This is a genomic window from Mesorhizobium sp. CAU 1741, assembly GCF_039839275.1.
Taxonomy (GTDB): Bacteria; Pseudomonadota; Alphaproteobacteria; order Rhizobiales; family Rhizobiaceae; genus Aerobium.
This window is the reverse complement of record NZ_JBDOQP010000008.1, coordinates 82,749-108,714: the sequence shown is the minus strand read 5'-3', so window position 1 is coordinate 108,714 and position 25,966 is coordinate 82,749. Positions and strand designations below refer to the sequence as shown.

The window sequence follows — 25,966 nt, the reverse complement described above, 5'->3', positions numbered from 1 at the left end:
TCTTCAGCGAAATGGCTGCTGCACGGATCCCTATGTCCATGCAGCAGTGTGGTTAAAACCTACTTGGCCGGAGCCAATTCGTCGTGCACGACCTCGGAGGGCGCCATGCCCTTTTCCTCTGGTCGCGAAAACCGGAAACGCCCGTCCGCCTCGATCGAGACGGTGATGTCGCCGACCTGCTCGCCTTCCGCCATGACCGCCAGAACATGGGCCGAAAGCTGCGGCAGAAGGCCGCGCGAAAGGATGTATTCGATGTTGCGCGCGCCGCTTTCCACTTCCGTGCAGCGGCTGGCGATCTCGGCGACCAGCGTGTCGTCCCACACCAGCCGTGCCCGATAGTTCTCGAGGAACCGCTTGCGGATCCGGTTGAGCTGCAGTTCGACGATCTTGCGGATGATCTCGTCGGCCAGCGGGAAGTAGGGCACCACCGAGCAGCGGCCGAGGAAGGCGGGCTTGAACTGCTTGAGCAGTTCGGGCCGCAGGGCCTCGCCGAGTTCTTCGGCGTCCGGCCGCGTTGCCGGATCGGCGCACAGCCTGTGGATCAGGTCGGTCCCGGCATTCGATGTCATGATGATGACGGTGTTCTTGAAGTCGATGTCGCGGCCTTCGCCGTCGCGCAGCATGCCCTTGTCGAACACCTGATAGAACACGTCCTGCACGCCCGGATGGGCCTTTTCCATTTCGTCGAACAAGACGACGGAATAGGGCCTGCGGCGCACAGCCTCGGTCAGCACACCACCCTCGCCATAGCCGACATAGCCTGGAGGCGAGCCGACGAGCATCGAGACTTTGTGCTCTTCCTTGAATTCCGACATGTTGATGACGGTGAGGTTCTGCTCGCCGCCATAAAGAAGATCGGCAACGGCGAGCGCCGTCTCGGTCTTGCCGACGCCGGAAGTTCCTACCATCAGGAACACGCCGATCGGCTTCCTGGGATCGATGAGCTTGGCGCGCGAGGTGCGAATTGTCTCGGCGATCGCCTCCAGCGCGTGGGGCTGGCCGATGACGCGCTCTTCCAGCTTGTCCTTGAGATTGAGGACGGTCTTGATCTCGTTCGAGACCATGCGGCCGACGGGGATGCCGGTCCAGTTGCCGACCACTTCCGCGATCGCCTGCGCGTCGACGGTGACGCGCATCAGACCGTTTTCGCCCTGTTTCTCCGTCAGTTCTGCATTCAGCGCGGCCAGTTCAGACCGCAGCGCGTCCGGATCTTCGGCTTCGGCCGCCGGCTCGGCACCTTCCTCGACATCAGCGAGTTTCGCCTGCAGATCGCGGATGCGGCCGACGAGCTCGCGCTCGCCTTCCCATTGGGTCTCGAGACCGGCGAGTTCGCCCGCCGTCTTCTCGCGGTCGGCCTGGAGTTCGCTGATGCGCTCCGAATGGTCAGTGCCGATGCGTGTCTCGCGGGCGAGCACCTGCAGATCGGTGTCGAGCATGTCCAGACGGCGACGGCGATCCTCGATCGCAGCGGGGATCGCGTGGCTGGCAATAGCGACGCGGCCGCAGGCAGTGTCGAGCAGGCTCACGGCCTTGTCGGGAAGCTGCCGGCTCGGAATGTAGCGCCGCGACAGCCGCACGGCTTCCTCGACCGCCTCGGCAAGCACGCGCACGCCGTGATGGCGCTCGAGCGTCGGCACGAGGCCACGCATCATGCCGATCGCAGCTTCGTCTTCCGGCTCCTCGACCTTGACCACCTGAAAGCGGCGGGTCAGAGCCGGGTCGCGCTCAAAATATTTCTTGTATTCGGCCCAGGTGGTGGCGGCGATGGTGCGCATCTCGCCGCGTGCGAGAGCCGGTTTCAGCAGGTTGGCCGCATCGTTCTGGCCGGCCGCGCCGCCCGCGCCGATCAGCGTGTGGGCTTCGTCGATGAACATGATGATCGGCTTCGGGGACGACTTGACGCCCTCGATGACGTTCTTCAAGCGGTTCTCGAACTCGCCCTTCATGCCAGCGCCGGCCTGCAGCAAGCCGAGATCGAGCGACAGAAGCTCCACGTCCTTCAACGCCGGGGGCACTTCACCAGCGGCGATCTTCAGCGCGAAGCCTTCGACCACCGCGGTCTTGCCGACGCCGGCCTCGCCGGTGAGAATGGGATTGTTCTGGCGGCGGCGGGTCAGGATGTCGACGATCTGACGGGTCTCGGCATCGCGGCCGAGCACCGGATCGATCTTGCCCTCGCGTGCCCTCGCGGTGAGGTTGATGGTGTACTGCTCCAGCGCGGAGCCGCCCGCCGTCGAAGCGGGTCCGGCGGTCCCGGCGGATGCGCCCGCCGTCGTGCCGCTGCTCAGGCTGGTCGCGCCGCCGGCCTCGCTGCTGTCCGCAGCAATCTTGGCAAGTCCCGTGCGCAGGGTCTCGGCATTGATCTTGGCGAGATGCGGGGAGGCGTCGCGCCCCAGCGCCGACAGCGAATCATCACAGAGGAGGGCCGTCAGCAGGTGGCCGCTGCGGATTGCGGCTTCGCCATACTGCAGCGAGGCGAAAATCCAGGCCTCGCGAATCAGCTTGACCACATTGGGCGCCAGAGCCGGCGAGCGGCTGTTGCCGGTCTTCAGCTTTTCGAGCACCTTGGTAAGGTCGGTCGCGACCCGTCCGGCGTCGATCTCGAAATGTCTAAGGATGGCAGCGACGTCGTTGTCGGTCGATTCGATCAGCTTCGAAAGCCAGTGCTCGATCTCGACATTGTAGTGCGTACGGGACAGCGTGAGCCCGACCGCACCTTCGAGGGAAGATCGGCAATACGGATTCAGCCGTCCGACCAGCGACTGCAAGTCTACGTTGAGCACAGATACCCCCAACTTCACCAAATAGAGTCTTAGATCTTGGCTTGGCTGACACTCGCCCACGAGGTGTCAACACGGTACTAGCGACCGAATCTTACGCAACGGTATACGCGGCCGGACCCTATGCGGTCAACGAAACCGAGTCTAGACCAAACTCAAGGTTGCCCCGCAATCGCCGCATCGACGTTCGGGAAAACCGGAAACAGTCTTAAGAATCCACTCATCTCGAAGACGAGCCTTATTCGGCTGTTCATTCCCGCCAGAGCCATGCGCCCGCCAGCCGCGCGTATTTTCTTGGCGGCCGTCAGAAATGCCGACAGGCCTGTACTGCTGATATATTCGAGTCCGTTCAGATCGATGATGAGCCGCGTGTCGCCCCTGTCGATGACGGAGCCGAGATGGCGGTCGAATTCCGATGACGTTGCGGTATCTATTCTGCCGATCGGTGCGATTATGAGGTTGCCGTCCTGGCGACTCTCGGCGATGTTCATGGTGATTGCGACCTCGACGTTCGGCACTTGGCGGTGAGTTCCCGGCGCCGCGGCGCAGATGGGAATGATTGCAGAAAGTGATTCAGTTTGCCCGATTCCCGCCAGCCTAATTGCGATGAAGCCGCCATGGCAACCGAATTGTCGGACGAAGACGCGCTGGCGGCGACGATCCGGCAGGCGTTGCTGCCGCAGAGTTTTCCATTCCGGCGCGACCTCGAACTTCATGCGGGAGTGAACGACGGCGACGGGCAGACCGTCTTCCATGATCATGTATGGCTCGGCAACTCGATGCTCGTCGTCAGTGCGGTGCGATGCGCAGGCGGCGGTCTCCAGGGTGCGCTTGCCGCCACCTCACTGCGGCAGTTGCTGAGGGCCGCATTGACGCGCTTCCGTGACCCCAAACAGGCATTGGCCGCCATGTCACGGGCAATGCCGGAGCAGGAATTTGCGGCGGCGACGGCATGTATCGACGTGGGGGACGGAGCATTGAGCATGGCGAGCATCGGTGGCGCGGGAGCGATGTCCATTCCGCGCGACCGCGCTTCGCTTGAGGGCGGCGACATCGTCTGGCTCGCGACCAGCAACACCATCGAGGCGCCGTCGGCGGTTGCCAGCCTGCCGGCGGCGGGCCTGCGCGCTCTGGTTGAGCCGGCTATTGGCGGGATCGACGGCGGCTGCGTGGTCGCGGTGCTGTTCAAGGGCGCTACGCGGACGCGGAATTCCGCAACCTTCCGTGTCGCCAACGACGCCAATGCCATCCCGGTTTTCCTTGCCGACATGGCTGATTTTCTTGCCAGGCGCGATATCAATGAAGACCATGTCGCGGGGCTGGACGTCGCGATGGACGAACTTCTCAGCAATACCGTCAGCTATGCCTTTGCGGACGGGAGCGCCCATGAGATAGTCGTGGACTTGTCGCTGGAGAGCGGGGACCTCGAAATCGAGCTTCGCGACGACGGCTCCCCCTTCGATCCGCTCCGCGTGCCGCCTCCCGATCTTTCCGGCGACGTCGAGGACCGCGAGATCGGCGGACTGGGGATGCATTTCGTGCGCACGGTCATGGATGACATTGCGTATGGCCGTCGCGATGGATGGAACGTCTTGATGATGCGCAAGCGGATCGCCGACGGGTCCGTGCAGGAAGAGGAAAAGCCATGAATGCCGCACGGATGGGCGACAAGGTGCTTCAGGACGCGCCGCATTGCCACGCGCCGATCCACCCCGCCGCGCTGGTACCGACGCCGGCCCCCCATCCGGCCATGCCGCTCACCATCATCAAGGGACAGCCGAACGTGCTCATCGGCGGCATGCCGGCAGCGCGCCTGACGGATATGACGCAGCCGTGCCTGCTCGGCGGATGCGTGCCGGGAGGGCCCGGCATGATCATGAAGGGATCCGCGACGGTGATCATCGGCGGCATGCCTGCCGCGCGCGTGATGGACATGACAACGCATCCCGCCTGCGTCGCCCCGATCCCGAGCCCGGTCGGCAAGATTCTTCCTCCGGGTTGTCCCACGGTCATGATCGGCGGTTGATAGCAGCGTGCAGCGACAGCATTTCAAGGCACTGACGCCGGTCTGCCCGTCATGCCGCACCCGCGGGCTTTCATCGCCGCTGGCGGTGACGCTGGTCGAGGCGGACGATGGCGAGGACATCCTCGCCGGCATCATAGGGTGCACCGTCTGCGGCGCCGAATACCCGATCATCGACGGGCTCCCGGTAATCGTGGCAGACGTTCGCCGCTTCGTGCAGGACAATCTGTTCTACCTGATGGCGCGCGACGATCTGACCCCGGCCGTGGAGAGCCTGCTGGGCGATGCGTCGGGGCCGGCCAGCGGGCTGGATTCCCTGCGTCAGCATGTCTCGTCGTATGCGTGGGACCATTGGGGTGACTTCGACCCGCTGGAAGACCGCCAAATGCCTGGCGGAGCGGCGCCGGGTGGCGTCGCGCGCGCACTCGGCGAGGCGCTGGAGATGATTGCGGGCGATGCGCTGCCGGAGGGGCCGGTGCTCGACCTGGGATGTGGCGCGGGCCGGTCGGTCGCCGAGCTCGCGGCGCGTATGGATCGGCTGGTCCTGGGCATCGACCTCTCGGTGCCGCTGGCGCGCATGGCGCGTCGCACCGTGCTGTCGGGCCAGGTCGACTATGCGCGTCGGCGGGTCGGCCTCGCCTACGATCGCCGCAGCTTCGGCCATGCGCTGGACGCGAAGGGCCGCGCCGACATCTGGATCTGCGATGCACTGGCGCTGCCGTTTTCGGAGCGGACCTTCGCGCTTGCCGTCGGGCTCAATGTGCTCGACTGCCTCGGAGACCCACGCGCGGGACTTGGCGAAATCGGAACGGTGCTGAAGGACGACGGACAGGCTCTGCTTTCCGTGCCATTCGACTGGACCGGCAACGTCACTCCCGTCGAGCACTGGATCGGCGGCCATTCCCAGCGTGGCCCGCTCGGCGGGAATGCGGAACCGATCCTCGAGATGATGCTTGCCGACGGACCGATGGCGGCGGGACCATTGCGCAGGGAAAAACCGCCTCGCGAAATCCCGTGGCACGTCCGGCTTCATGAGCGATCCTGCGTGCATTATCAGGCTCATCTGGTAGCGGCACGGCGCATAGTCGGGCACAATGGCGCCGACTCGGAAATCGGGTAGCCGCAGGCGGGAACGCGGAGGACGCGCATGAAGCTCAAGCTGGTTTTGAAGGGCCCGGAAAGGCTAATGGGCGCCCAGATCGAGAAGACGCTGGAGCATGGCAGCCTGGTGGTGGGCCGCTCGCCGACCGCGGGCTGGGTGCTGCCTGACCCGGAGCGGATCGTGTCGAAGGCGCATTGCCGTATCGACCGCGATTTCAGCGGCTTCGTCGTCACCGACACGTCGACCAACGGCGTCATGGTGGACGATCGTCCGCTCGGCTACGGGGTTTCCCGGGCGCTGTCCGGCGGCGAACGACTCAAGCTCGGCGATGCGATCATCGAGGTGCAGCTCGACAGTGCATCGAAAGCGATTCCGGAAATCGGCGCCTCCGCGCTTCCCGCACATGATTCGAGCCGGCCGCCGCTCGGCTCCGCTGGTCCGTTCGGCATCACTGAGGCGCTTGTCGAGGCTCCGCAGGCGCCAGTGGAACCAGAACCAATGACGGCTGCGGCACAGCCCGGTGGGGCGAGTCAGCGAATCCTCGATGATTGGTGGACGCAGGACACAGCCCAAGGTAGTGACGTTACGTCGAAACCCGTGGATATCTTGCCGCAGGAGGCCGGGAATGCTTCCCTGCCTGCGGCTAGTTCGACAGAGTCGGAAGAATCTAGCGGCGGCACAGTTGAGTTTCTCGTCCAATCCCGTGCGGACATCGACGTCATGGGACTTGCCCGGGCCGTCGAGGAGGCAGGGCGCCTGCTACCAGAGACGGAACGGCGGAGTTTTCATGAGCGACTACGCGACCTGCTGGCGCGGCCCGGGGGCCAGCAGGTCTAGCAGCGTCGCTCGTTGTTGCTGGAGGCTGTCCAGCCATTGGTGGGGTGATTGCATGCCCGGCGTTATCCGGACATGGACGGTTGTCATGATGTGCTTGTGGCTGGGGAGCTGCGGGCTATTCAGCAAGGACAAGCCGCCCCCGCCGACCGAGATCGAGATCAAGCCCGCTCCGGCGGAGGCTTTCATCGACTTCATCGCCATGGCGTCTCCGCTGGTCAATCCGCTGCCCGACGGGCAGCCCTCGCCGTTGGTGGTTCGGCTGTATCTTCTGAGTGGTGACGCGGCGTTCGTGAATGCCAGCTTCCGCCAGCTCTGGGAGAACGACGCCGAGACCCTCGGCGACACCATGCTGGGCAAGACCGAGGTCATCCTCAGCCCCGGCGGGGTCGAGCGCATCAAGGCGAACATGGCGGAAGGAACGGTGCTGGTGGCCGTCGTCGCCGGCTTCCGCAATTTCGAGGAGGCCAAGTGGCGCGCCATGGTGCCGCTGCACGGGGAAAAGCAATTCAAGCTGAAGGCGGAACTGAAGACGCTTTCCGTCGATCTGGGGCCGCATGATTGAGGCAGGCGGGCATGTGTGTGGTAGACATGAAGGCAGCGATTCCGTCTGGCGAATCGAGCGTGGGGGACGTGCCTGATGCCGTATCATGACAAGGTGATCTGGTCGGAAGGCATGTTCATTCGTGCCCAGCACTTCCAGCAGAATGGCCGCTACTTCGAGCGCCTCGTGGAAGGGCGGGTCGGTGCATTGCGCAGCCATGGCTGGGGTCTTTCGGAGCTGCGGCTAAACCGTGAGCTTTTGTCGATCGGCCGCTTTGCGGTCGAGCGCGCCTCGGGCGTCTTCGAAGATGGTACCCCGTTCGCCCTGCCGGAGGATGCGGGCGAGATCGCGGCGCTGCAGCTCGGCGAGAACACGCGCAACGCGATCCTTTACCTAACGCTGCCGATCACCCAGCCTGGCGGGCGCGAGGTCGCCGACCGTGACGCCGACATCCGCACCCGCTATGCAGCAACCGACATCGACGTGCCGGATGCGGCGAGCAGCGAGACGGAGACTGCGTCCATCGCCGTCGGCAAGCTGCGGCTCGGCTATGCGCTCGAATCCAGCGAGCGCAATGGGCTGCTCAGCATCGGCCTGGCGCGCGTCGTCGAGGTCCGGTCCGACAACAGCGTCGTGCTGGACGAGAGCTACATTCCGCCGACGCTGGATGCGCGGGTGTCCCCGGTTCTGGCGGGCATCCTCACCGAGATCGTCGGCCTGCTCAATCACCGCGGCGAGGCGATCGCATCGCGCCTGTCCTCGGGCAGCGTCGGCACGGGTGCCGAGATGACCGACACGCTGATGCTGCAGACCATCAACCGCTGGCAGCCCGTCTTCACCCATCTGGCGTCAATCTCCGTCCATCCCGATACGGTGTTCGAGAACATGGTGGCGCTGGCCGGCGAACTGGCCACCTTCACCACGCCGGGCCGGCGGCCGAGGCCGTTTCCCATCTACGACCACAAGCAGCTCCAGCTCTCCTTCGCGCCCGTGATCGCGGCGGTGCGCCAGTCGCTCAGCGCGGTGCTCGACAGCGGCGCGATCGCGATCCCGCTGACGGAGCACCGGTATGGCATTCGCGTCGCCGCAGTGCCGGACCGCTCGATCTACGCGCGCTACGCATTCATCCTTGCCGCCAAGGCCAACATGCCGGCAGAGACGCTGTTGCGTCGGCTCGTCGGACAGGCCAAGGCCGGCCCCGTCGAGCAGATCAGGGAGCTGGTCAATGCGGCTTTGCCGGGGGTCGCGCTGCATGCGCTGCCGGTTGCGCCGCGCCAAATCCCCTACCACACTGGGAAGGCGTATTTCGAGTTCGACCGCGGCAGCCCGATCTGGAAGCAGGTCGCGAGCTCCAGCGGCCTGGCGATCCACGTCGCGGGCGATTTCCCCGGGCTCGAACTCGAGCTCTGGGCGGTCAAGGACTGAGGTCATGACCCGATGCGACCATTGAGAGGAGACCGACGCTGAGCGACCGTTTTCCCGACCTGCCGGATGCTGACGACACGATCCGACGCCCGCTGCCGGGCGGCGCTTCGCCCTATGCCGCCCAGCGCCCGGCGCCGCACCCGGGCATGGGAATGGGCATCGAGTCCCGTCCGGCCGATCCCGCGCGCGGTTTCGGAGAGCCGCTGCTTGATGACGACTTCTTCGCCGGTGGCGAAAAGCCGAAGGGGAGCAGCGAACTGGACGACTTCTTCGGCGGAGGAGGCGCTACCGCATCGTTCGACGAAGGGCGCAGCCGCGCCGATCCCGGCATCGACAAAGCGTTCGAGCTGGCCGCGATCAATCCACTGGTCGGTGCCGCTGCACCGCTGCTGTGGCTGGCGGGGCGGCTGAACGAGAGCGCCCCGCCCGACGACGTGGCTGAATTCCGCAATCGCACCATTGACGAGATCAAGCGCTTCGAAACCGCCGCGATGGCGCGCGACATCTCGGCGAGGACCGCGCGGGTGGCGCGCTACGCGCTGTGCGCCACCATCGACGACATCATCCTCAACACCAAGTGGGGAGGCCAGTCCGGCTGGGCCAGCGGTGGCCTCGTCAGCATGCTCTACAACGAGACCTGGGGTGGCGAACGGTTCTACGACCTGCTGTCGCAGACGATGCTCAATCCGGAAGAGAACATTGACGTTCTCGAACTGATGGCGATCTGTCTCGCGATCGGCTTTGTCGGCAAGTATCGGGTGATGGAAGGCGGCCAAGGCCATCTGACGCGCCTGCGCCACGAACTCTACCGCGTCATCAGGCGTGTGCGCGGACCATATGAGCGCAGCCTTTCGCCGGCGTGGCAGGGCGTGGCCGCTCCCCACAAGCCACCGCGATCGATGGCCGCGCCTTGGCTGGCGGCGCTGGTGGTGCTGGGGCTGCTGGCGGTTCTCTGGATATTCTCCAGCGTCAGCCTTCGATCCAGCGTCGAGGCGACGGCGGAACAGATCAGCGGTCTGGTACCTCCGGTTCCGGTCACCGCCGACAGGGCGGCCATCCCGAGCATTCCCGACCCTGTCCCGCCTGTGCGGCAGACACAGGTCGAGCGTCTTTCGGAGTTTCTGGCCGAGGACATCGCGGCAGGGGCCGTCGAGGTCGCGCCGCTGGGCGACGACGTCGCGATCCGCATGTTGCGCGCGGCGTTCCCGTCAGGCGGGCTGGCGCTGTCGTCGTCCGAGGAGCCGCTGGTCAGGCGGATCGGCGCGGCGCTCGATGGCGAACGCGGCCCGATCCTGGTGATCGGTCACACCGACAACGTGCCCGTGGGCGCCAACAACCCGATGGGCGACAACATGGCGATATCGGTGGCGCGGGCGGAATCGGCCGCCGACATGCTTCGCCGCTATGTCGCCGAGCCGTCGCGCGTCAGTTCCGAGGGGCGCGGCGAGGGCGATCCGATCGCCAGCAACGCGACGGCTGAGGGACGGGCGCGCAACCGGCGCGTCGAGTTCCAGATCCCGGCGGAAGCTGCTCAATGAAACCGGGTCGGCTGGCGCTCTGGCTCGTGGGCCTTGTTCTCGCGCTTGGCGGGAGCTGGCTGCTGTGGCGTGAAGCGCCGATCGCCGATCCCGACCTGCTGTTCGCTGCCTGCGTGGCGTTGCCGACGTTGTGGGCGTTGCTGCCGGTCGTGTTCTGGCGCTTCTTCGTCAAGACGCATGTGCAGCGCGATGCGCCGGGCGTGCGCGCGCAACGTCGCGCGGTCAAGACCCTGCTCGCCGATCGCGGCTACAAGGGAAGCAGGGCACGCCATTCGGTGCCATTCTACCTGATTGTCGGCGCTCCGGGCGCTGGCAAGTCGAGCCTGCTCGAGCGCTCCAACATGAACCTGACGATGCCGGTGAAGATTGGCGGCGCGACATGGTGGGTCGGCCGTGAAGCGGTGTTCGTCGAGCTTGCGGTGGGACTTCCCGACAGCGGGCTGCATGAGACCTGCGAGGTGATCCGCGGCCTGCGGCCGTTGCAACCGCTCAACGGTGTCGTGCTCGTCGCAAGCCCCGCCGACCTCATACTCGCCGATCGTGCCGAGCAGCGGGACATGGCGGAAATGGCCGCCCAGGCGCTGCGGGAAATCGAAGAGACAACCGGGCGTGTGCAGCCGACTTATCTGGCGCTGGCGAAGATCGACCTGTTGCCGGGCTTCATCGAATTCTTCGATCGTCAAGAGCAGCAGGAAAGCGAGCAGCCCTGGGGTTTCGCGTTGCCATTTGCCGGTTCCGGGGAGCGTGGCGCGGTCCGCGAAACCAGCGACGCGGTCAACAGAGGTTTCGAGACGCTGCTTTCGGCGATGCGCGTGCGTCTGGTTGAGTGGCTGTCGCGCGAGGCCGATCCCGTGCGTTGCGCCCGCATCAACGGTTTCGGCACACAGGTGGCAGGGCTCCGATCGACCGTCCAGCCGATGCTCGAGGCGCTTCATCCGCAAAGCGACAGCGAATGGCCGGGGGCGATGCTGCGCGGCATCTACCTGACCAGCGCGCACCAGGAAGCGCTGTCGATCGATGGTCTCCTACCGGAACTGTCGCGCCGCTTCGCCATGCCGCGCAGCGGCATGCTGCCGCCCGACCTTGGCCTCGACGATGAGGACCAGGGCTATTTCGTCTCGGGCATGCTGAAGCAGGCGATCTTTCCGGAGGCCGGCCTGGCGGGACGTGGCGGCAGCCGCGTCGGCCGCGTCGCGCAATGGGTGCTGGTGAGCGCGATCGTGCTCGCCTGCGCCGGTGCCGGCTATCTGGTTTTCAGGGCTTTCGACGACGATGTGCGGCGGTCGGTCCAGGGGCGCGAAATGGCCTCGGCCATCTCTTCCGTCGTGAACCCATCCAGCCTTGATGCGGTACCATCGATCCTCGACGCCATGCGGCGGCTGGAGGACTATCGCGGCGATCTTGCCGGCGCGCCGCCGGAGCCGCTGCCGTTGCCAGGCCTGACGGCACGGCGCGACCTCGATGCGGTATCGTCGAATGCCATCGACGGGCTGGGACGCAACGCGCTTGCGCCGAATCTGGCGGCGATGCTCGAAACGCAGCTCGTCGACATGGACGCCGATATCGAGACACTGCGGCAGCGGATCGCGCTTGCATCCGACCCCGTCGCCGAGGATGCCGGTCTCGACGCGTGGCTCGAGAACGGCGCGTCGTCGCTGCCGGAATCCGATCGAGACTACTTCATCCGGCAGAGCCGGTCGCTGTTCGACGCCGGGGACGTCAGCATCGACCCGGCCTATATCGACGCCGCCCGCCGCATCGTGGCGTGGAAGGAAAGCCTGACATGAGCATGCGGGCTCGCCTCGGCCGGATCGGACGGGCGCTGGTTTCTCCCGCTGCCCTGCTGACAATCGCGACAGCGCTGCTGGCGCTTTTCGTCTGGTTCGTCGGTCCGCTTCTTTCGGTGGCGGGAACGCAGCCACTCTCACCGGTGTCGATCAGGCTCGCCCTCGTGCTTGTCCTCGTTCTCGTCTGGGGCGTTGCGGGCTACTTCATCCGCGTCCGCCGGTCGAATGAAGACCAGGCGCTGCTTGCCGCGCTCAGGCGCCAGCGCGAGGAGGAGCAGCAGGCGGCGGCGCAGGAGCAGGCGGCAGAAAAGTCGCGCTTTGACGCCTTTCGCGACGCGGCGCGCGACGCCGTGCGGTTTTCCCGCGCCGGTTCCGGATTTCTGAGCCGGGAAGGCTATCGCCTTCCGTGGTATCTTCTTCTGGGAACCGATGGCGCCGGCAAGACCTCCCTGGTGATGCAGTCGGGCCTGACGCTGCCTTACCAGGAGCGTGATGCGACAGGCGACGCGCTCGCCGATTTCCACGTCACAGATCAGGCGGTGCTGACCGAGATCGATGGCAGCTTCCTCGAACAGTCGGAGCAGGCGGATACGCCACTGTGGCTGCGCATGCTCGATCACCTGCGCAGGCTCCGCTCGCGACAGCCGATCAACGGCATCATCGTGGCGGTGAGCGCGGGCGAGTTGCTGGCGATGACGCCGGAAGCCGCGCTGGATTATTCCTCGACGGTCAGGCGCCGTCTCGATGAAGCAGGTATGCGCCTGCGTGCCCGGGTACCGGTCTATCTCGTGGTCACCAAGCTTGACCTCGTCGTCGGCTTCGAGGAATTTTTCGAGCCGCTCGGCGCGCAGGACCGGGCGGCCGTCTTCGGCGTGCCGCTTGATGCTGGGGGACAGGAGCGCCGTGAAGGCTTCGAGGCCGGCTTCGCGGCCATCATCCAGCGTCTTTCCGACCAACTGCTCGTCCGCCTCCAGGAAGAGCCGGACGAGCAGCGGCGGCGGCGGCTGCATGAGTTCCCCGCCCAGTTCGCGGCACTCGGCACGGTGCTGGAGCCGCTGATCTCCTACGTCACCGCGCAGCACCGGTTCGGCGCCCCGCCGCGCGTGCGCGGCCTGTTCTTCGCCAGCGCGGCCCAGAACCGGCTGTCGATCGATCCGCTTTCCGTTCAGCTTGCCGCCGGTTTTGCCCAGCGCCCCGCCAATCTGATGCTGCGCGAGGATGAGGGGCGAAAAGCCTCCCGCCCCTATTTCCTGCAGGACCTGTTTCGCGGCGTCATCCTGCCGGAGGCCAGCCTCGGCAGCCTGACGCGCCCGGCGGTGATGTTCAGCCGCGCCCGCGGCATCGCCGCCAACGTCGCGCTCACCCTCATTGCGTTTGGCCTGCTGGCTGCATGGTGGCTGTCGTTCAGCGAGGGCCGCGCCTATACGGGGCGGCTTGCTGATGGCTTCGTCCAGGCGCGCTCCAGCCTCGATGCGGCGGAGCCGGAAGACGGTCGAGCGGCCGAATTTGGTCGCGTGCTGACGGCTCTCGACGACCTTCGTGAACTTTCGCAGGAGCGGCCGACGCGTGCGACGCTCGGCCTCTACAGTACCGCCAGCGCGCGGCGCGAGGCGCGTGACGCCTATGAGCGCGGCATCGCGCAACTGCTGGTTCCCTATGTGTGGCGATACCTGCGCGACGACGTCGCCGATCCGGGAATCGCCGCGGCGATCCGTTTCCAGCAGCTCAAGCTCTATCTGATGATGGTCGGCGAGCGCCCGGTGGATGCGGCAACGGCCGCAAGCATGGCCCCGGATTTCACGGCCCGCTGGCTGCCCGGCGAAATAACGGCTTCCGTCGACGCACGTGTGGCGAGGCACCTCGCCGAGCTGGCCTACGTCGAGATGCCGCCGCTCATCTACGACATGCCGCTCGTGGATGGCGCGCGCGCCCTGCTTTCCGAGTACTCGCTTGCCCGGCTGGCCTATGATCGCCTTGCGGCACGTCCTGCGATCGAGGCGCTGGCGCTGTGGCGTCCGGTCGACCACATGGCGTTGACGGGGCCGCAGGCGCTTGCACGCGTCAGCGGTGCAAGTTTCTGGGACGGGATTTCCGGACAGTTCACGCGCGACGGTTTCTTCAATGCCGTCCAGGATGAGGCGCGGACCGCCGCCGCGGTGCTCGCCGATGACCTTTGGGTGATGGGCGTGCCCGATACGCTCGCCGATAGAGAGCGGGAGACGCGCCGTATCCGCGATGGCCTGCTCGACCTCTATCGCGTCGACTACATCCGCATCTGGGACAATCTGCTGTCCGACCTTGCCATGACGCAAGGCGCCGACGCCGCCGAAGTCGCGCGTGCCTTCGCCATCATCATCGGCAAGCCGTCGCCCATTCAGGAACTGATGACCGCGATCGTGCGGGAAACCGACCTCACGCGCGAGCCCAACGCGCTCGACGCTGTGTCGGATCTCGCTTCACAGCGTGCCGCGCAAGCAGCGGGCGATGCCTACCAGCCTCGACGGATGGAGGATATCGGCGCGGCGGTCACCGCGCATTTCCGCGCGTTCCGCGAGGCGGTCGTGGCGGAGGAAGGCCAGCAGTCGCAACTCGACGCCATGCTGGCATGGCTCGAGCCGCTGTATCGCCAGATCAACCACATCGCGGCTGGTGGCGACATACTGGAACTGGGCGCCGAACCGCAAACCGTGCTTGCCCAGCTTACCGAGCAGGCTTCGACCTTGCCGGAATCGATGCAGCCGCTCTTCCGTCGGATCATTGCACAGGCTGCTGCCATCACCGGCGGCAGTTCGCGCGAGCGGCTGTCACAGATATGGAACACCACGATCCTGCCCGCCTGCGTGGCCACGACGCGCGGGCGCTATCCCTTCGATCCCGGCAGCAGCAACGATGCGTCGATCGCGGATTTTGCCAGTGTTTTCGGTCCAGCGGGATTGATCGCGCAGTTCCGCAACGACTATCTGCGGCCGTATATCGACACCAATGCCAGTCCCTGGCGCTGGCGGCCGGGCCAGCAGGCCAGCCTCGGCATCGCGGACGAGGTGCTGGCGGAACTGGAACTGGCGGACCGCATCACCACGGCCTATTTCGGTGGCGCGGAGACCCCGTCGGTCGACTTCACGGTAGAGCCGGTGCGGCTCGATCCGGCCGCGCGCGCCTTCCAGTTCGACATCGGCGGGCCGACACTGGTCTACCAGCATGGCCCACCATCTCCGTCGCCGTTCAAGTGGCCGCCGGACAGAGTCGACGCGGATGCGATCCTCTCGGTGACGCCAGAGGTTCAGGGCGAGCGCAACATGGTGCGCCGGCAGGGACCGTGGGCACTCTTCAGGCTTTTCGACGCCGGTCGGATCATGCGGCCGGATGCCACCGACGTCGTGCCATACACCTTCTCCGTCGGCAGCCGTCAGGTGATCCTGAACGTGACCGCGCCAGCCACGCGCAATCCGTTCGCGCGCGATATCCTGTCGGACTTCTCATGTCCGAGTTTCTGATGGAATCGCACAGCACGCCCAGGTTGACAGCCGCCGAGGCGATCACCATCCTCGCCCGCGGCTGCACGGCGGCGGCTTTCGTGGCGGTGCCATTGCCGGTTTCGTGCCCCGACCAGGAGTTCTGCTGATCCATGTCCGACGACATGCTTCTCCACTACAATCGCGAGCTCCTGAATATCAGGCGCGCCGCAGCAGCGTTTGCTGCCGAACATCCGCGCATCGCGGGGCGGCTGCGCCTGTCGGAAGACGCGATCGAGGATCCGCATGTCGGCCGGCTGATCGAGGCGTTCGCCTACCTGACGGCGCGTGTGCGGCAGAAGCTCGACGACGATTTCCCCGAGTTGACCGACGCGTTGCTATCCATCCTGTATCCGCATTTCGAGCGGCCAATCCCGTCGATGTCGATCCTGCAGATGGAGCCGCAGCCCGACCTGCCGGAAAGCCATCTCGTGCCGGCCGGTACGCTCATCGATACCGAACCGACGGAAGGCGAGCGTTGCCGGTTCCGGACGGCGTTCGACGTGACGCTGGATCCGGTGACGGTCCGCTCAGCGACGCTGTCGGGGCGCCCGATCGCCGCGCCGGAGACGCCTTTCGCCAACAATGCAGCCGGCTGCCTGCGACTGACGCTGGAGACGCTTGCCCCGGAAGTGAGCTTCGAGGCGAATGCGCCGAAGCGCCTTCGCTTCTTTCTGCGGGGCCAGCCGCAGCTCGTCTATCCGCTCTACGAACTCCTGCTCAACGACGCCGTCGCCGTGGCGTTTGCGGAGGGCGCGAACGACCCTGCCGCGGTGATTGTCAATGGCCCCGTTTTCCAGCCTGGCGGTTTCGATGAGAACGAGGGCCTGCTTCCCTATGGCAGCGGGTCTCACCTGGCCTTCCGCGTTCTGACGGAATTCTTCGCGTTCCCCGAGAAGTTCCTGTTCATCGACCTCGACCTGCCAGAGGCGGCGCTGCTTGCCGGCAAGGGCAGGACGCTCGACGTTTTCGTCTATCTGCGCCGTGCGGCCCCGAGCCTGGAGCGCTCGGTGACCGCTTCGGCCTTTGCCCTGGGCTGCACGCCGATCGTCAACCTGTTTCCGCAGACTGCCGAGCCGATCTCGATCGACCACACGACCAGCGAATATCGCATCGTCGCCGACAGCCGCCGCCCGCGTGCGCTGGAGGTCTACAGTGTCGAACAGGTAACGGCTTCGGACGGCGGCGGCGAGCGGCGCGACGTGCAGGCCTTCTACAGCGTCGACCACGGCCTCGATGCCGCGTCCGGGCGCGGGGAGGGTGAGCGTCCGGCATGGTGGATCACCAGCCGCCGCGAGGCCGACCCGGACAATCCCGGCAGCGAAGTCTATCTTTCGATGGTCGATCCCCTGTTCACCCCATCCGCGCCACCGGACCACGTGCTCTCCGTCGAGACACTGTGCTTCAACCGCAACCGCCCCGAGCGTCTGCCTTTCGGCGGCGGACAGCCGCATCTGCGCCCGGTCAATCCGCTGCCGCTGGTCAAGGGGCTGCGGCTGCTGACGGCGCCGACACCGACACTGAGGCCCGACTATGGGGCGGGCGGGCGATGGCGGCTGATATCGCACCTGTCGCTCAACCACCTTTCGCTGGTTTCCGAAGGCGGCGTCGAGGCGCTGAAGGAAATGCTGCTGCTCTACGATTTTCGCGATTCGGCCGAAACCCAGGCGCTGATCGACGGCATCATCGGTCTTTCGTCCAAACCCGGCACCGCACGCGTTCGAAGCCGCGGCCAGACGGCGTTCTGCCGCGGCATCGACGTGACGATGACGTTCGACGAGGCTCATTTTTCCGGCAACGGCGTCTTTCTCATGGCAAGTGTACTGGAGCGCTTCCTCGGGCTCTACGCCAGCGTCAATTCCTTCTCGCGCCTAACCGCCCTGGTGAAGGGCCGCAGCGGAGTGCTCAAGACATGGCCAGCGCGCGCCGGCGACCGCATACTTCTCTGAAGTCCGACATCTTCGATCGGCCGCAAGCCTACGACCTGTTCCAGGTCCTGCGGGTCATCGAGGCATTGGCGGTAGAGGAAGCCGACGCCGCCGGCGTCGAAAAGCCTGATCCGCTGGGACGAGGGGTGGAGCCGGGCAAGGCGGCTGCGGCCATACGCGCCGCTGTTCCGCTCGGCTACGCGGCAGCGGAGGCGACGACGGTTGCGCGGCCGCGCGCCGGTGGTCCCGTGCAGGTAACACAATCGGTCATAGGGCTCACCGGGCCATCGGGCGTCCTGCCTCATGCCATCAGCGAGATGGTCCATGTCAGCGTGCGTGAGCGCAATCCCGGCCTGCGTGAATTCCTCGACCTGTTCAACAACCGGCTGGCGGGCCTTCTCTACGAAGCGTGGGCAAAGTACCGGCTGACGGTCGAGCATGACCGGGCGACGCGGTTCGGCATGCCCAGACGCATCGATGCCGCGCTCCGGGCGATCGTCGGCATCGGATCTCCTGCGGTATCGAACCGCACCGAAGCGCCGGACGAGACCCTCGTCTTTTTCGGGGGGCTGCTGGGGCGGACGGGGCGCTCCGCGCTTGCCGTCGAGCGCGCGCTTTCGGGCATGCTCGGCCATACGGTTCGCATCGAGCAGTTCGCGGGCGCCTGGCTGCCGATCAGCGAGGCTGACCGGACCAGGCTTCCGGGCCCCGGCAAGGCGGCGGGTGCGTTCTGCCGGCTCGGCGAGGACATGGTGCTGGGTGAGCGGACCTTCGATATCGAATCGTCGGTGGTGCTGGTCGTCGCACGCCTTCATTACGCACCCTTCCGGTCTCTGCTTCCAGACGGCGCGCGTGCGCAGACGCTGGCCGACCTGGCGGCGATCGCGCTCGGACCCGAGAAAGCGTTCAGGGTGCGCCTGTCCCTGCTGCCGGAGGACGTTCCCCCTTTGGTGCTGGACCGCGACCGTGATGCGCCAGAGGCCAGCCGTCTCGGATGGAACACCTGGCTGCCGTCGTCACGGCCGCGCAAGGAACCCGCCGAAGTCGAATTCCGCTGCGCCCCGCACCTTCGTTGAAACGATCGGACATCCCATGACATCCTGGAACGAAGGCTATGTGTCGGACATCGAGTATGTGCCGGGCTTCTATCTCGAACAGACGCCGCCGCGCATCGATGTCGCCTGCATGTTGCGCAATATCGAGCCGCCGGTCGCCCAGGGAACGCCGTTCACCTACTGCGAACTCGGTTGCGGATTCGCCGAAACGGCGCTGGCGATCGCCGCCGCCAGCCATCACAGCGAAGTCTGGGGCTTCGACTTTAACCCTGCCCACATCGCACGGGGCAGGGCGATGGCCAAAGCTGGCGGCCTCGGCAACATTCGGCTCGAGGAGGCCTCATTCGACCAACTGGCCCGCAACGCGCCGCGCGACATGCCGGCCTTCGACTATATCGTGCTGCATGGCGTCTGGTCCTGGGTGAGCCTCGAGAACCGGGCCCACATCGTGACGTTCATCGACCGTCACCTCAAGCCCGGCGGTGTCGCCTACGTCACCTACAATGCCCTGCCGGGATGGACACAGGCGCTGCCGATCCAGCGGCTGTTGCTGAACCTGGCGCGCGCCGGCAGTGCGCCAAGTGACCGGCGGGTCATCGATGCGATTGCCGCGTTGCGCGATTTCGCAGCCGCCGGAGCGCCGAGCCTGCCGACGGACTATCTCGACCGGCTTGCCGGCGAAGCGGAGAAGGGCAGCGTTTCCTATCTGGCCCACGAATATCTCAACGAGCACTGGGCGCCGTGCTTTCACGACGACGTGGCGCGGGACATGGCGCCGGCCAAGCTCGACTACGTCGCGACGGCGAACCTGCTGGAGAACTTCCCCGACCTTTGCCTCAAGCCGGAGCAGCGCCAGCTCGTCGATGCCGCTCCGGCCTCGCAGCGCGAGACGTTCAAGGACTACTTCATGGTCCGCGCGTTTCGCCGCGATGTCTTCATGCGTGGTGCGCGCGAGATTCCTGTCCGTCGCCGCGACCAGCGGATGCGGGAGCAACGCTTGACGCTGATCGTGCCGCCCGATGCGCTGACGCGCACGATCAAGGTGCCGCTCGGCGAAGCGACTCTCAATGAAGGGTTCTACGCGCCTGCCTTCGCTGCGCTGGCCGAACGCCAGACGATGTCGGTCGGCGAGTTGCTCGACCTGCCGGAGGCGGACGGTTCGACAGCCAATGCACGTGAGGTGCTCGGCATGCTGACGGGATCTGGACAGGCGCTGCCGGTCGCCACCGTAGTGACCGACGAGGCGCGGGACGTCGCGCGTGCCTACAACCGCCATCATCTCGCCATCTGCGCGGATACCGGCAGGCCGGGCACCGCTCTCGTGGCGCCGGCCCTGTGCGGCGGCGTTTCCGTCAACGTTTTCGAAATGCTCGCTTATGAAGTCCTTGTGGCCGGCACACCAGCCGAGCCGGCCGCGCTGGCCCGCGCTGCATGGGCGCTGTTGCAGAGCCGCGGCGACCGTATCAGCTATGAAGGGGCATTCTTCGACGGCGCGGAGGAGAACCTGACGCGGCTGCAGGAGCACATGGAAAAGATCGTCGCGATCTCGCTGCCGTTCTGGCAGCGAATCGGCGCGATCTGACACGCCGGCCATGGCCGTGCGAAAACCCTGGGATGCAGAGCGTCGCCTGAGCGACCGCGACGGCATCGAGGTTGTCGAGGCGCGGGGCGATCATGGCGAACCGATCATCGTCAAGCGCGCGGCAGACCCGGGTCGCGTCGATGCGGTGATGCGCTTGCGCCACGAGATCGGGCTGTGGACCATGCTGCATCATCCGGGCCTGCCGGTCGTGCAGGGTGCCGGAGAGAACTGGATAGCCTTTGAACGCCTCGACGCGTCGCTGACCGATCCGGTCATCCAGGCGCGTCATTGCCATCCGGCGCAAGCGCGGCTGCTGATCGCCAGGCTGGCGGAGACACTGGCCTATCTTCATGGGCGTGGGATCGTCCACCGTGATCTCAAGCCGGCGCATGTGCTGTTCCGTTCGAGCCAGCCTGTGCTGATCGACCTCGGGCTGGCGGTGCTTGCCGGAAGCGACCCGGTGCAAGGCAGCGAAGTCGCGGGGTCGGCGGCATGGATGTCGCCGGAGCAGGTGCGTGGCGCGCCCCCGTCTGCAAGCGACGATATCTGGTCGCTGAGCGCCATCGCCGCCTGGCTGGTCGGCGGCAAAGCGCTCTATTCAGGCAATGCCGACGCGGTTCTGGACGCACGTCAAGACGGCGCTGCACCAGACCTGCGGCTCGAGCGGTGCCGCAATGTCGACGAAGACCTGGCAGCCATCATCGAGGCAGGGCTCGGCCCTGCCGCAGCCCGGCCACGCGCCGGGCAGATGGTTCATGTGCTATCGGGATGAAAACCCGTCAGGCGATGACGAGATCGACGGCGGGATAGAGTTTTTTAAGGTTGGGCAGGGACTTCGACTGCCACGGTATGCGGGTCGAGCCCTTGACGAGCATGCCCACATTCTCCTGCTTGCGCACCTGGATCGTGAACTTGGCCAGCAGGTTGATGCCCGAGCTGTTCAAGAACTCGAGCGCGGTCAGGTCGAGAACGATCGTCGACGGCTTCGATGCGAGTATGTTGTCCATCATTTCGAGGATCGGAGCATAGGCTTCCGTGCCGGAAAGCCGCATCGTTCCCTCGTAGTGGATCGTCGCTCCTTCGCTCCAGACGCGGTATTCGTTGGTCTTGATTTCCATTGTGTGAGTTCGGCTCCGTTGAGAGTGCGTGCCTCAGGCGAGGTCAAGCGATGCAAAGGTCTCAAGGCCAATTCGCCCATCTTCCGACTTTTCCCGGAATCTCCAACCCAAGCGCGCGCCATAATCGCTCATCAGCGTCAAAAGACCAAGCCCTGATCCCGCCGATGTGGCATCCTCGGCGTTGGCTTCGATGCGCTCGATGAGCAGTTCACCGGGGTCCCGCGAAGTCAGTTCGGCGAGCAGCGCCATGAAGCGGTCGGCGGTCTCGGTCTCGATGACGTTTGTCACCTTGATCTCGAACCGTCCATCTTCCAGCGAACTGTCAACGTAGATGTCCCCCGGCGAGCGGAACTTCACCGCGTTCTCGATCAACTCGTTGACGAGGTAGCCGATGCTGTGGCGCGCCTCGTTATAGTCGTTGCCGCCGCCCGCATGCGACAGGGCGTAGAACTCGCCGAGGAACTCCGACGTGAGCCCGCAATGGTGCCAGCTCAGTTCCATCGGACCTTCGGCCAGCCGCAGGTTGTTGCCGAGCGCGTCCGTGCCGTTCGAGAGTTCGATGCTGCCAAAGCTGATCGACATCGCCTACCTGTGCCTCATCACCACGAGGGTGATGTCGTCGTGGATCTTCTGTGTTCCGATATGCGCCATCAGATCGCCGATGATGCCGTTCTTGATCTCGTCGGCATTGCCCTTGGCGTGCCGTTGCGCGCTCTCGCAAAGCCGTTCGAAGCCGAACAGTTCGCCATCGGGGCTTTCCGCCTCTGTCACGCCGTCCGTATGCAGGACAATGACGTCGCCGCTGTCGAAGCCGATGTCGCGCGTCTCGATGAAGGGACCGATGTCCCTTTCCAGGCCGATCGGGAAGCCGAGGTCCATCGTGTTGATGCTCTCGACCTTGCTCTCGCCATCGCCATTCGGGCGCACGACGATCACCTCCTCATGCTGGCCCGACAGGGTGACGTGATGATCCTTGTAGTCGAGGAAGGCGAGCGACAGATGCTTGTCGGTGCGGGTGCGTTCGATGTTCTTGTAGATGGCGCGATTGAGGACCTCGAGGAATTCCTTCGGATCGTCGCCGCCCTTCTCCTGCAGCGCGCGCGCCACGGACTGGACCATCAGCATCAGCACGCCGCTCTCCAGGCCGTGTCCGGTGACGTCGCCGATGCCGATCTTGACGCGGTTGCCGTCGTGAAGAACGTCGTAATAGTCGCCGCCGACTTCGTCCGCCGGCGACATGTAGCCGGCAATCTCGATGCGCGGGATGCCTTCCAGCTCGCCGCTCCTTGGCAGCACCATCATCTGGATCTGTCGCGCGACGTCGAGTTCCGCCCCAAGACGAAGGTTCTCGCTCTTGAGCTTGGAGTTGAGCGCGGTGATCTCCGCGTTGGCGTCCGCGAGCTGATGTGTGCGGGCTTCTACGAGATTCTCGAGGTTTTCGGTGTGGTAGCTGATTTCCTCGGCCATCTTGTTGAACGCGATGCCGACGGCGCCGACCTCGTCGCGCGTCGGGATATCGACGCGGACGGAATAGTCCTTGGCCTGGAGGCGCCGGGCAGCGCCCGCAAGTGCGCTCAGTCCGGCGGTTATTCTTCCGGAGATGGCGTAGACCGCACCAAGCACCAGCATCAAGCTGATGCAGAGGACGATGATCTGGTAGTTGATGATCCGTTCGGTGGTGTCGGCGATATTCTGGTTGACCGAGGTCAGCGACTGGTAGATTTCGCGTTCGGAAACGACGAAGCCGAGCACCATCGTCTCCTCGACGATGTCGCTGCCGTTCCACAAATTGAGCGGTTGAAGCTGCCTGAGCGCGACCAGGTACGGAACCTGTTCTCCATCCTGCTCGAGGAAGATGTGGCGCAGTTGGGTGCTCTGGTCGGCGGGCAGTTCAAGAGAGGCGATCGCGGCCTGCGTGCTTTCCTGCAGGGAGCGGCTGACGCCGGTGACGCCCTGGCCGCTGACGTCGCTGGCCACGAGCCCGAGCGTCTGTTCGCCGAGTTCGTTGGTGGCAAGGACGTTGCCGCCCGACATGGCGAGGAAGCCGAAGCCGGTGTCGGAGATGTTGACGCTCTCGACGAGGGCGACGAGCTGGTCGAGGGTCACGTCCATGGCCACGCCGCCGGCGACATCGTTGCGGGCCTGGGTGAACAGGGGGTGGAAATAGCTCACCACCCACGCCCCGGTGATTGCGTCGACATAGGGCGGGGTCATGATTATCTGTGACCCGACCGGGCGCGTTGACGGATTGGCGAGCCAGGACTGCCAGCCCTCATAAATGCCGGGGAAGAAGAAGTCCCAGAAGTTGGGTCCTTCATTATGGCCGGGATAATACTGATCCAGCGTACGTGCCAGGTCGGAATAGGGCACGGACCGCGTGATGGAGGCGTCCTTCGGGCCGATATAGTACATCAGCCGCTTCGGGGAGCCGGTTTCCATCATCGCCGGCGCGACGACATCCATCAGCGCGCTGTCGCGAATCGCTTCCTGCGCCGCCGGGACGGGCTGGTTGTTCTCGTCCAGAAGATAGCCCCAGACATTGACCACCGAAGGGACGCCTGGAGCATTCTGCGCCCAGCCGCCGGCCTGATCATAGATCAGTTCGCTCGAATAGGATGGATCCTGCTCAAGCAACCGGCCCAGTGCCGCGCTCGACTGCGGTTCATCGATCTGCGACTGCATGATGGTGGCGAGAGACTGGAGCTCCGAATGAGAACGCTCAAGCAAAAGGTTCGCCCGCAACGCGGTCGTCTGGATGTAGGTCTGGAGGAATTCCTCGTTGGCATCGGTCAGGCCGGTGTCGACCTGTTCGCTGACGTCCTGCGACAGGCGTTGCACATTCCAGATCGCGATGCCTCCGGCCATAATCAGGTCGAAGAGGACGGCCGCGCCCACCACGAGGATGAACTTTGCCCGGAAGCTGCGAGGCGAGAAGCGTCCCGGCGTTGCAGCGCCCTCGGCCGACGTTGCATCAGCAGCCGTCATAGGGGCTTCCTTCCCGAAGCCACCCAGATCGGCCAGCCCGCGTAACCTTTCGGATGAAGTGCGGCGAAGACATGGTCGTCGAAGCCTTGACGGAACCGTGCCACGAAGTCGGGATCGTCTCCGCGCATGGACGACATCTTGCCGACGAAGAGGTCACGCCAGGCCTCAACGATGTCGGCGAAGTCCTGCGGGTCCCCGTCCATGTTGGTGACCATGAACGATTCCATCATCACGTCGCTGAAACCGGCGTCGAGCATCAGGCGACGGCTCTTCGGCCCGATCTCGATGTCATGATTGAAGTGTGCGACGATCTTGGCGACCTCATTATAGGTCCACTGGATCGATTCGCCGCGCGGCTCTCCAAGGCAGTGAGAGTTCTTCTCGTTGGAGACGTAGACGCGGCCGCCCGGCTTGCAAATCCTGAACAGCTCTTGAAGGATCAATTCCGGCCGGTCGAAAATCTGCAGCGAGTGGCGGCAGGTCACGAAGTCGAACTGGTTGTCCTCGAGAAGCAGTTCCGACGCGTCGCCGTAGACATACTCGATGCCCTGAACGCCGAAGTCGGAGGCCACCTCGCGCGCATAGGCAAGGCTGGGCTTGGAATGGTCGAGCGCAACGAGGCGTGACGGGTTGAACTCCTTCTGGAAGAGCACTGCGAAATCGCCGATGCCACAGCAGATGTCGGCCACCGCCATGCCCGGGCGCACGCCATGGCGCGGAAGGATGTTGCGCTCGTGACGCCACGTCATCTTCGTCTGCGTACGCAGCAGCCCGATGATGTCGCTGTCTTCGACGAATGCCTGTCCGGGATAAAACTCGCTGTCGTATTCCTCGATGACGATGTTTTCGCTCACGTTGCGCAGCGTCGCGAACTTGCGCGTCGACCAGCCGACGACACTTGATGTGATGACCGATATGCGCAGATCCGGCCGTTCGCCGCTTGCCTTGACGAGCATGTCGGCCAGCACCTTGAAGGCGATATTATTGAGCCGCACCAGGCGTTTCACATTGACGTAGAAGTTGCCCTTGACCGAGCGCAGCGACTTTTCGAACAACGCCGCGCAAGCGGCGAGGTCCTCGGCGCGCTGCGGTCGCATCGAGCCTACGATCGAGAACTCCTGATTGTTCTCGTCGAATTGGACTGCATAGGTGTGGTGAGCTGCGTCGGCGTTCATCGTTCTGATTCTTCCAATGCGAAATCCGCGACGAGGCGGACTGCGTCCCCGTTGACCGTTTCCAGCCGCATGGCTGCGTTGTAGTCGACTGCAAGTTCCATGAGCCCGACGCCGGGATCCAGAGGTCCGTCGGCGAAGAGGGCATGGCGATATTGCTCGGCCGCGTCCGGGCTGGTGACCCGATCTATCGTCCGGCGGTAGAATTCCTGATGCTCGGCATCGCATGGAATCGTCAGCTCGATTCGGTCGGTGCCGGAGTTGCGCAACACGGTGCAGACAAGCTTGCCGTCATGGCCGTGAAGACGGAACGCCGTCTCCAGAAGCTCGTTGAGGGCGGAGGAAAAGAGGTTCGAATACAAAAGCGAATCAGTCCGATTGTGACCAATCATGCGCGCGATGTATGACGATAGCCTGTCGCAATAGGCCCAGCTCGACGAGAAATCGCGGATTCCGATTTCGATCGCCAGAAGAAGCTCGAACTCTTCATTGCTGATGTTCGTTCGGGACATTGAATCGCATTCCTGTAGCAGCAATTCCGGATTGCCGCGCTCCGGACGTGCTGAACAGGACCGACTTCG

Annotated in this window: 21 protein-coding genes; 14 read left to right on the top strand and 7 right to left on the bottom strand. The window is 65.0% G+C overall.

Annotation, left to right across the window (positions count from 1 at the left end; genetic code table 11):
• Positions 1-59: 59 nt before the first annotated feature.
• Positions 60-2,783, bottom strand: a complete 2,724-nt coding sequence (gene tssH / locus AAFN84_RS24450; RefSeq protein WP_347517352.1) for a type VI secretion system ATPase TssH — start codon at positions 2,781-2,783, stop codon at positions 60-62.
• A 152-nt stretch (positions 2,784-2,935) separates the two neighbouring features.
• Positions 2,936-3,541: an STAS domain-containing protein gene (locus tag AAFN84_RS24445; protein WP_347517351.1), complete on the bottom strand. Its 606-nt coding sequence runs from the start codon at positions 3,539-3,541 to the stop codon at positions 2,936-2,938.
• Between the two features lie 18 nt (positions 3,542-3,559).
• On the opposite strand from AAFN84_RS24445, the gene AAFN84_RS24440 reads away from it, so the two are divergent.
• The 14 genes from AAFN84_RS24440 to AAFN84_RS24375 all read left to right on the top strand — a co-directional run bounded on the left by AAFN84_RS24440 (position 3,560) and on the right by AAFN84_RS24375 (position 20,882).
• Positions 3,560-4,429, top strand: coding sequence for an ATP-binding protein (locus AAFN84_RS24440; protein ID WP_347517350.1), 870 nt, complete (start codon positions 3,560-3,562; stop codon positions 4,427-4,429).
• Positions 4,426-4,806, top strand: a complete 381-nt coding sequence (locus AAFN84_RS24435) for a PAAR domain-containing protein (RefSeq protein ID WP_347517349.1) — start codon at positions 4,426-4,428, stop codon at positions 4,804-4,806. The genes AAFN84_RS24440 and AAFN84_RS24435 overlap by 4 nt, the downstream gene beginning before the upstream one ends.
• 7 nt (positions 4,807-4,813) lie before the next feature.
• Positions 4,814-5,923 (top strand): class I SAM-dependent methyltransferase, encoded by a 1,110-nt coding sequence (locus AAFN84_RS24430; protein WP_347517348.1) that lies wholly within the window; start codon positions 4,814-4,816, stop codon positions 5,921-5,923.
• 27 nt (positions 5,924-5,950) lie between these two features.
• The gene (locus tag AAFN84_RS24425) at positions 5,951-6,742 is read left to right on the top strand and encodes an FHA domain-containing protein (protein WP_347517347.1); all 792 of its coding nucleotides are present in this window, start codon (positions 5,951-5,953) and stop codon (positions 6,740-6,742) included.
• Positions 6,693-7,304, top strand: a complete 612-nt coding sequence (tssJ, locus tag AAFN84_RS24420; RefSeq protein WP_347517346.1) for a type VI secretion system lipoprotein TssJ — start codon at positions 6,693-6,695, stop codon at positions 7,302-7,304. Before AAFN84_RS24425 ends, tssJ begins: the two co-directional genes overlap by 50 nt.
• 75 nt (positions 7,305-7,379) lie before the next feature.
• A complete protein-coding gene (tssK, locus tag AAFN84_RS24415; RefSeq protein WP_347517345.1) occupies positions 7,380-8,708 on the top strand; it encodes a type VI secretion system baseplate subunit TssK in 1,329 nt (442 codons plus the stop codon).
• Positions 8,709-8,860: 152 nt separating this feature from the next.
• Positions 8,861-10,246, top strand: a complete 1,386-nt coding sequence (gene icmH / locus AAFN84_RS24410; RefSeq protein WP_347517344.1) for a type IVB secretion system protein IcmH/DotU — start codon at positions 8,861-8,863, stop codon at positions 10,244-10,246.
• Entirely contained in the window at positions 10,243-12,033 is a 1,791-nt protein-coding gene (locus AAFN84_RS24405; protein WP_347517343.1) for a type VI secretion protein IcmF/TssM N-terminal domain-containing protein, read from the top strand. The genes icmH and AAFN84_RS24405 overlap by 4 nt, the downstream gene beginning before the upstream one ends.
• Entirely contained in the window at positions 12,030-15,527 is a 3,498-nt protein-coding gene (gene tssM / locus AAFN84_RS24400) for a type VI secretion system membrane subunit TssM (RefSeq protein ID WP_347517342.1), read from the top strand. Before AAFN84_RS24405 ends, tssM begins: the two co-directional genes overlap by 4 nt.
• The gene (locus tag AAFN84_RS24395) at positions 15,527-15,655 is read left to right on the top strand and encodes a hypothetical protein (protein ID WP_347517341.1); all 129 of its coding nucleotides are present in this window, start codon (positions 15,527-15,529) and stop codon (positions 15,653-15,655) included. Before tssM ends, AAFN84_RS24395 begins: the two co-directional genes overlap by 1 nt.
• Positions 15,656-15,658: 3 nt before the next feature.
• Entirely contained in the window at positions 15,659-17,494 is a 1,836-nt protein-coding gene (gene tssF, locus AAFN84_RS24390; RefSeq protein WP_347517340.1) for a type VI secretion system baseplate subunit TssF, read from the top strand.
• Positions 17,458-18,549: a type VI secretion system baseplate subunit TssG gene (gene tssG, locus AAFN84_RS24385; RefSeq protein WP_347517339.1), complete on the top strand. Its 1,092-nt coding sequence runs from the start codon at positions 17,458-17,460 to the stop codon at positions 18,547-18,549. Before tssF ends, tssG begins: the two co-directional genes overlap by 37 nt.
• Positions 18,550-18,565: 16 nt before the next feature.
• Complete coding sequence (locus AAFN84_RS24380) at positions 18,566-20,110, top strand: class I SAM-dependent methyltransferase (protein WP_347517338.1); 1,545 nt, start codon at positions 18,566-18,568, stop codon at positions 20,108-20,110.
• Positions 20,111-20,120: 10 nt separating this feature from the next.
• Positions 20,121-20,882: a protein kinase gene (locus AAFN84_RS24375; RefSeq protein ID WP_347517337.1), complete on the top strand. Its 762-nt coding sequence runs from the start codon at positions 20,121-20,123 to the stop codon at positions 20,880-20,882.
• 7 nt (positions 20,883-20,889) lie between these two features.
• Here the strand turns inward: AAFN84_RS24375 and AAFN84_RS24370 are convergent, their stop codons facing one another.
• Genes AAFN84_RS24370 through AAFN84_RS24350 form a run of 5 tightly spaced genes read right to left on the bottom strand, consistent with a single transcriptional unit; the run spans position 20,890 to position 25,897 of the window.
• Entirely contained in the window at positions 20,890-21,228 is a 339-nt protein-coding gene (locus AAFN84_RS24370; protein ID WP_347517336.1) for an STAS domain-containing protein, read from the bottom strand.
• A 33-nt stretch (positions 21,229-21,261) separates the two neighbouring features.
• Positions 21,262-21,810, bottom strand: coding sequence for an ATP-binding protein (locus AAFN84_RS24365; protein ID WP_347517335.1), 549 nt, complete (start codon positions 21,808-21,810; stop codon positions 21,262-21,264).
• Between the two features lie 3 nt (positions 21,811-21,813).
• A complete protein-coding gene (locus AAFN84_RS24360; RefSeq protein WP_347517334.1) occupies positions 21,814-24,213 on the bottom strand; it encodes a SpoIIE family protein phosphatase in 2,400 nt (799 codons plus the stop codon).
• Positions 24,210-25,388 carry a methyltransferase domain-containing protein gene (locus tag AAFN84_RS24355; RefSeq protein WP_347517333.1) on the bottom strand — a complete coding sequence of 393 codons (1,179 nt, stop codon included), beginning with the start codon at positions 25,386-25,388 and terminating at the stop codon, positions 24,210-24,212. The genes AAFN84_RS24360 and AAFN84_RS24355 overlap by 4 nt, the downstream gene beginning before the upstream one ends.
• A complete protein-coding gene (locus AAFN84_RS24350; protein ID WP_347517332.1) occupies positions 25,385-25,897 on the bottom strand; it encodes a ubiquinone biosynthesis methyltransferase UbiE in 513 nt (170 codons plus the stop codon). Before AAFN84_RS24350 ends, AAFN84_RS24355 begins: the two co-directional genes overlap by 4 nt.
• Between the last annotated feature and the right edge of the window lie 69 nt (positions 25,898-25,966).

Excerpts from the sequence above, each read along its gene's own strand:
- AAFN84_RS24365 (WP_347517335.1), bottom strand. The coding sequence starts at position 21,810 with ATGTCGATCAGCTTTGGCAGCATCGAACTCTCGAACGGCACGGACGCG.
- AAFN84_RS24405 (WP_347517343.1), top strand. The coding sequence starts at position 10,243 with ATGAAACCGGGTCGGCTGGCGCTCTGGCTCGTGGGCCTTGTTCTCGCG.
- AAFN84_RS24370 (WP_347517336.1), bottom strand. The coding sequence starts at position 21,228 with ATGGAAATCAAGACCAACGAATACCGCGTCTGGAGCGAAGGAGCGACG.
- AAFN84_RS24380 (WP_347517338.1), top strand. The coding sequence starts at position 18,566 with ATGACATCCTGGAACGAAGGCTATGTGTCGGACATCGAGTATGTGCCG.
- icmH (WP_347517344.1), top strand. The coding sequence starts at position 8,861 with ATGGGCATCGAGTCCCGTCCGGCCGATCCCGCGCGCGGTTTCGGAGAG.
- AAFN84_RS24435 (WP_347517349.1), top strand. The coding sequence starts at position 4,426 with ATGAATGCCGCACGGATGGGCGACAAGGTGCTTCAGGACGCGCCGCAT.
- AAFN84_RS24440 (WP_347517350.1), top strand. The coding sequence starts at position 3,560 with ATGCTCGTCGTCAGTGCGGTGCGATGCGCAGGCGGCGGTCTCCAGGGT.
- tssJ (WP_347517346.1), top strand. The coding sequence starts at position 6,693 with ATGAGCGACTACGCGACCTGCTGGCGCGGCCCGGGGGCCAGCAGGTCT.
- AAFN84_RS24355 (WP_347517333.1), bottom strand. The coding sequence starts at position 25,388 with ATGAACGCCGACGCAGCTCACCACACCTATGCAGTCCAATTCGACGAG.
- AAFN84_RS24425 (WP_347517347.1), top strand. The coding sequence starts at position 5,951 with ATGAAGCTCAAGCTGGTTTTGAAGGGCCCGGAAAGGCTAATGGGCGCC.
- tssF (WP_347517340.1), top strand. The coding sequence starts at position 15,659 with ATGTCCGACGACATGCTTCTCCACTACAATCGCGAGCTCCTGAATATC.
- AAFN84_RS24375 (WP_347517337.1), top strand. The coding sequence starts at position 20,121 with ATGGCCGTGCGAAAACCCTGGGATGCAGAGCGTCGCCTGAGCGACCGC.
- tssM (WP_347517342.1), top strand. The coding sequence starts at position 12,030 with ATGAGCATGCGGGCTCGCCTCGGCCGGATCGGACGGGCGCTGGTTTCT.
- AAFN84_RS24360 (WP_347517334.1), bottom strand. The coding sequence starts at position 24,213 with ATGACGGCTGCTGATGCAACGTCGGCCGAGGGCGCTGCAACGCCGGGA.
- AAFN84_RS24395 (WP_347517341.1), top strand. The coding sequence starts at position 15,527 with ATGGAATCGCACAGCACGCCCAGGTTGACAGCCGCCGAGGCGATCACC.
- AAFN84_RS24350 (WP_347517332.1), bottom strand. The coding sequence starts at position 25,897 with ATGTCCCGAACGAACATCAGCAATGAAGAGTTCGAGCTTCTTCTGGCG.
- tssG (WP_347517339.1), top strand. The coding sequence starts at position 17,458 with ATGGCCAGCGCGCGCCGGCGACCGCATACTTCTCTGAAGTCCGACATC.
- tssK (WP_347517345.1), top strand. The coding sequence starts at position 7,380 with ATGCCGTATCATGACAAGGTGATCTGGTCGGAAGGCATGTTCATTCGT.
- AAFN84_RS24445 (WP_347517351.1), bottom strand. The coding sequence starts at position 3,541 with ATGATCATGGAAGACGGTCTGCCCGTCGCCGTCGTTCACTCCCGCATG.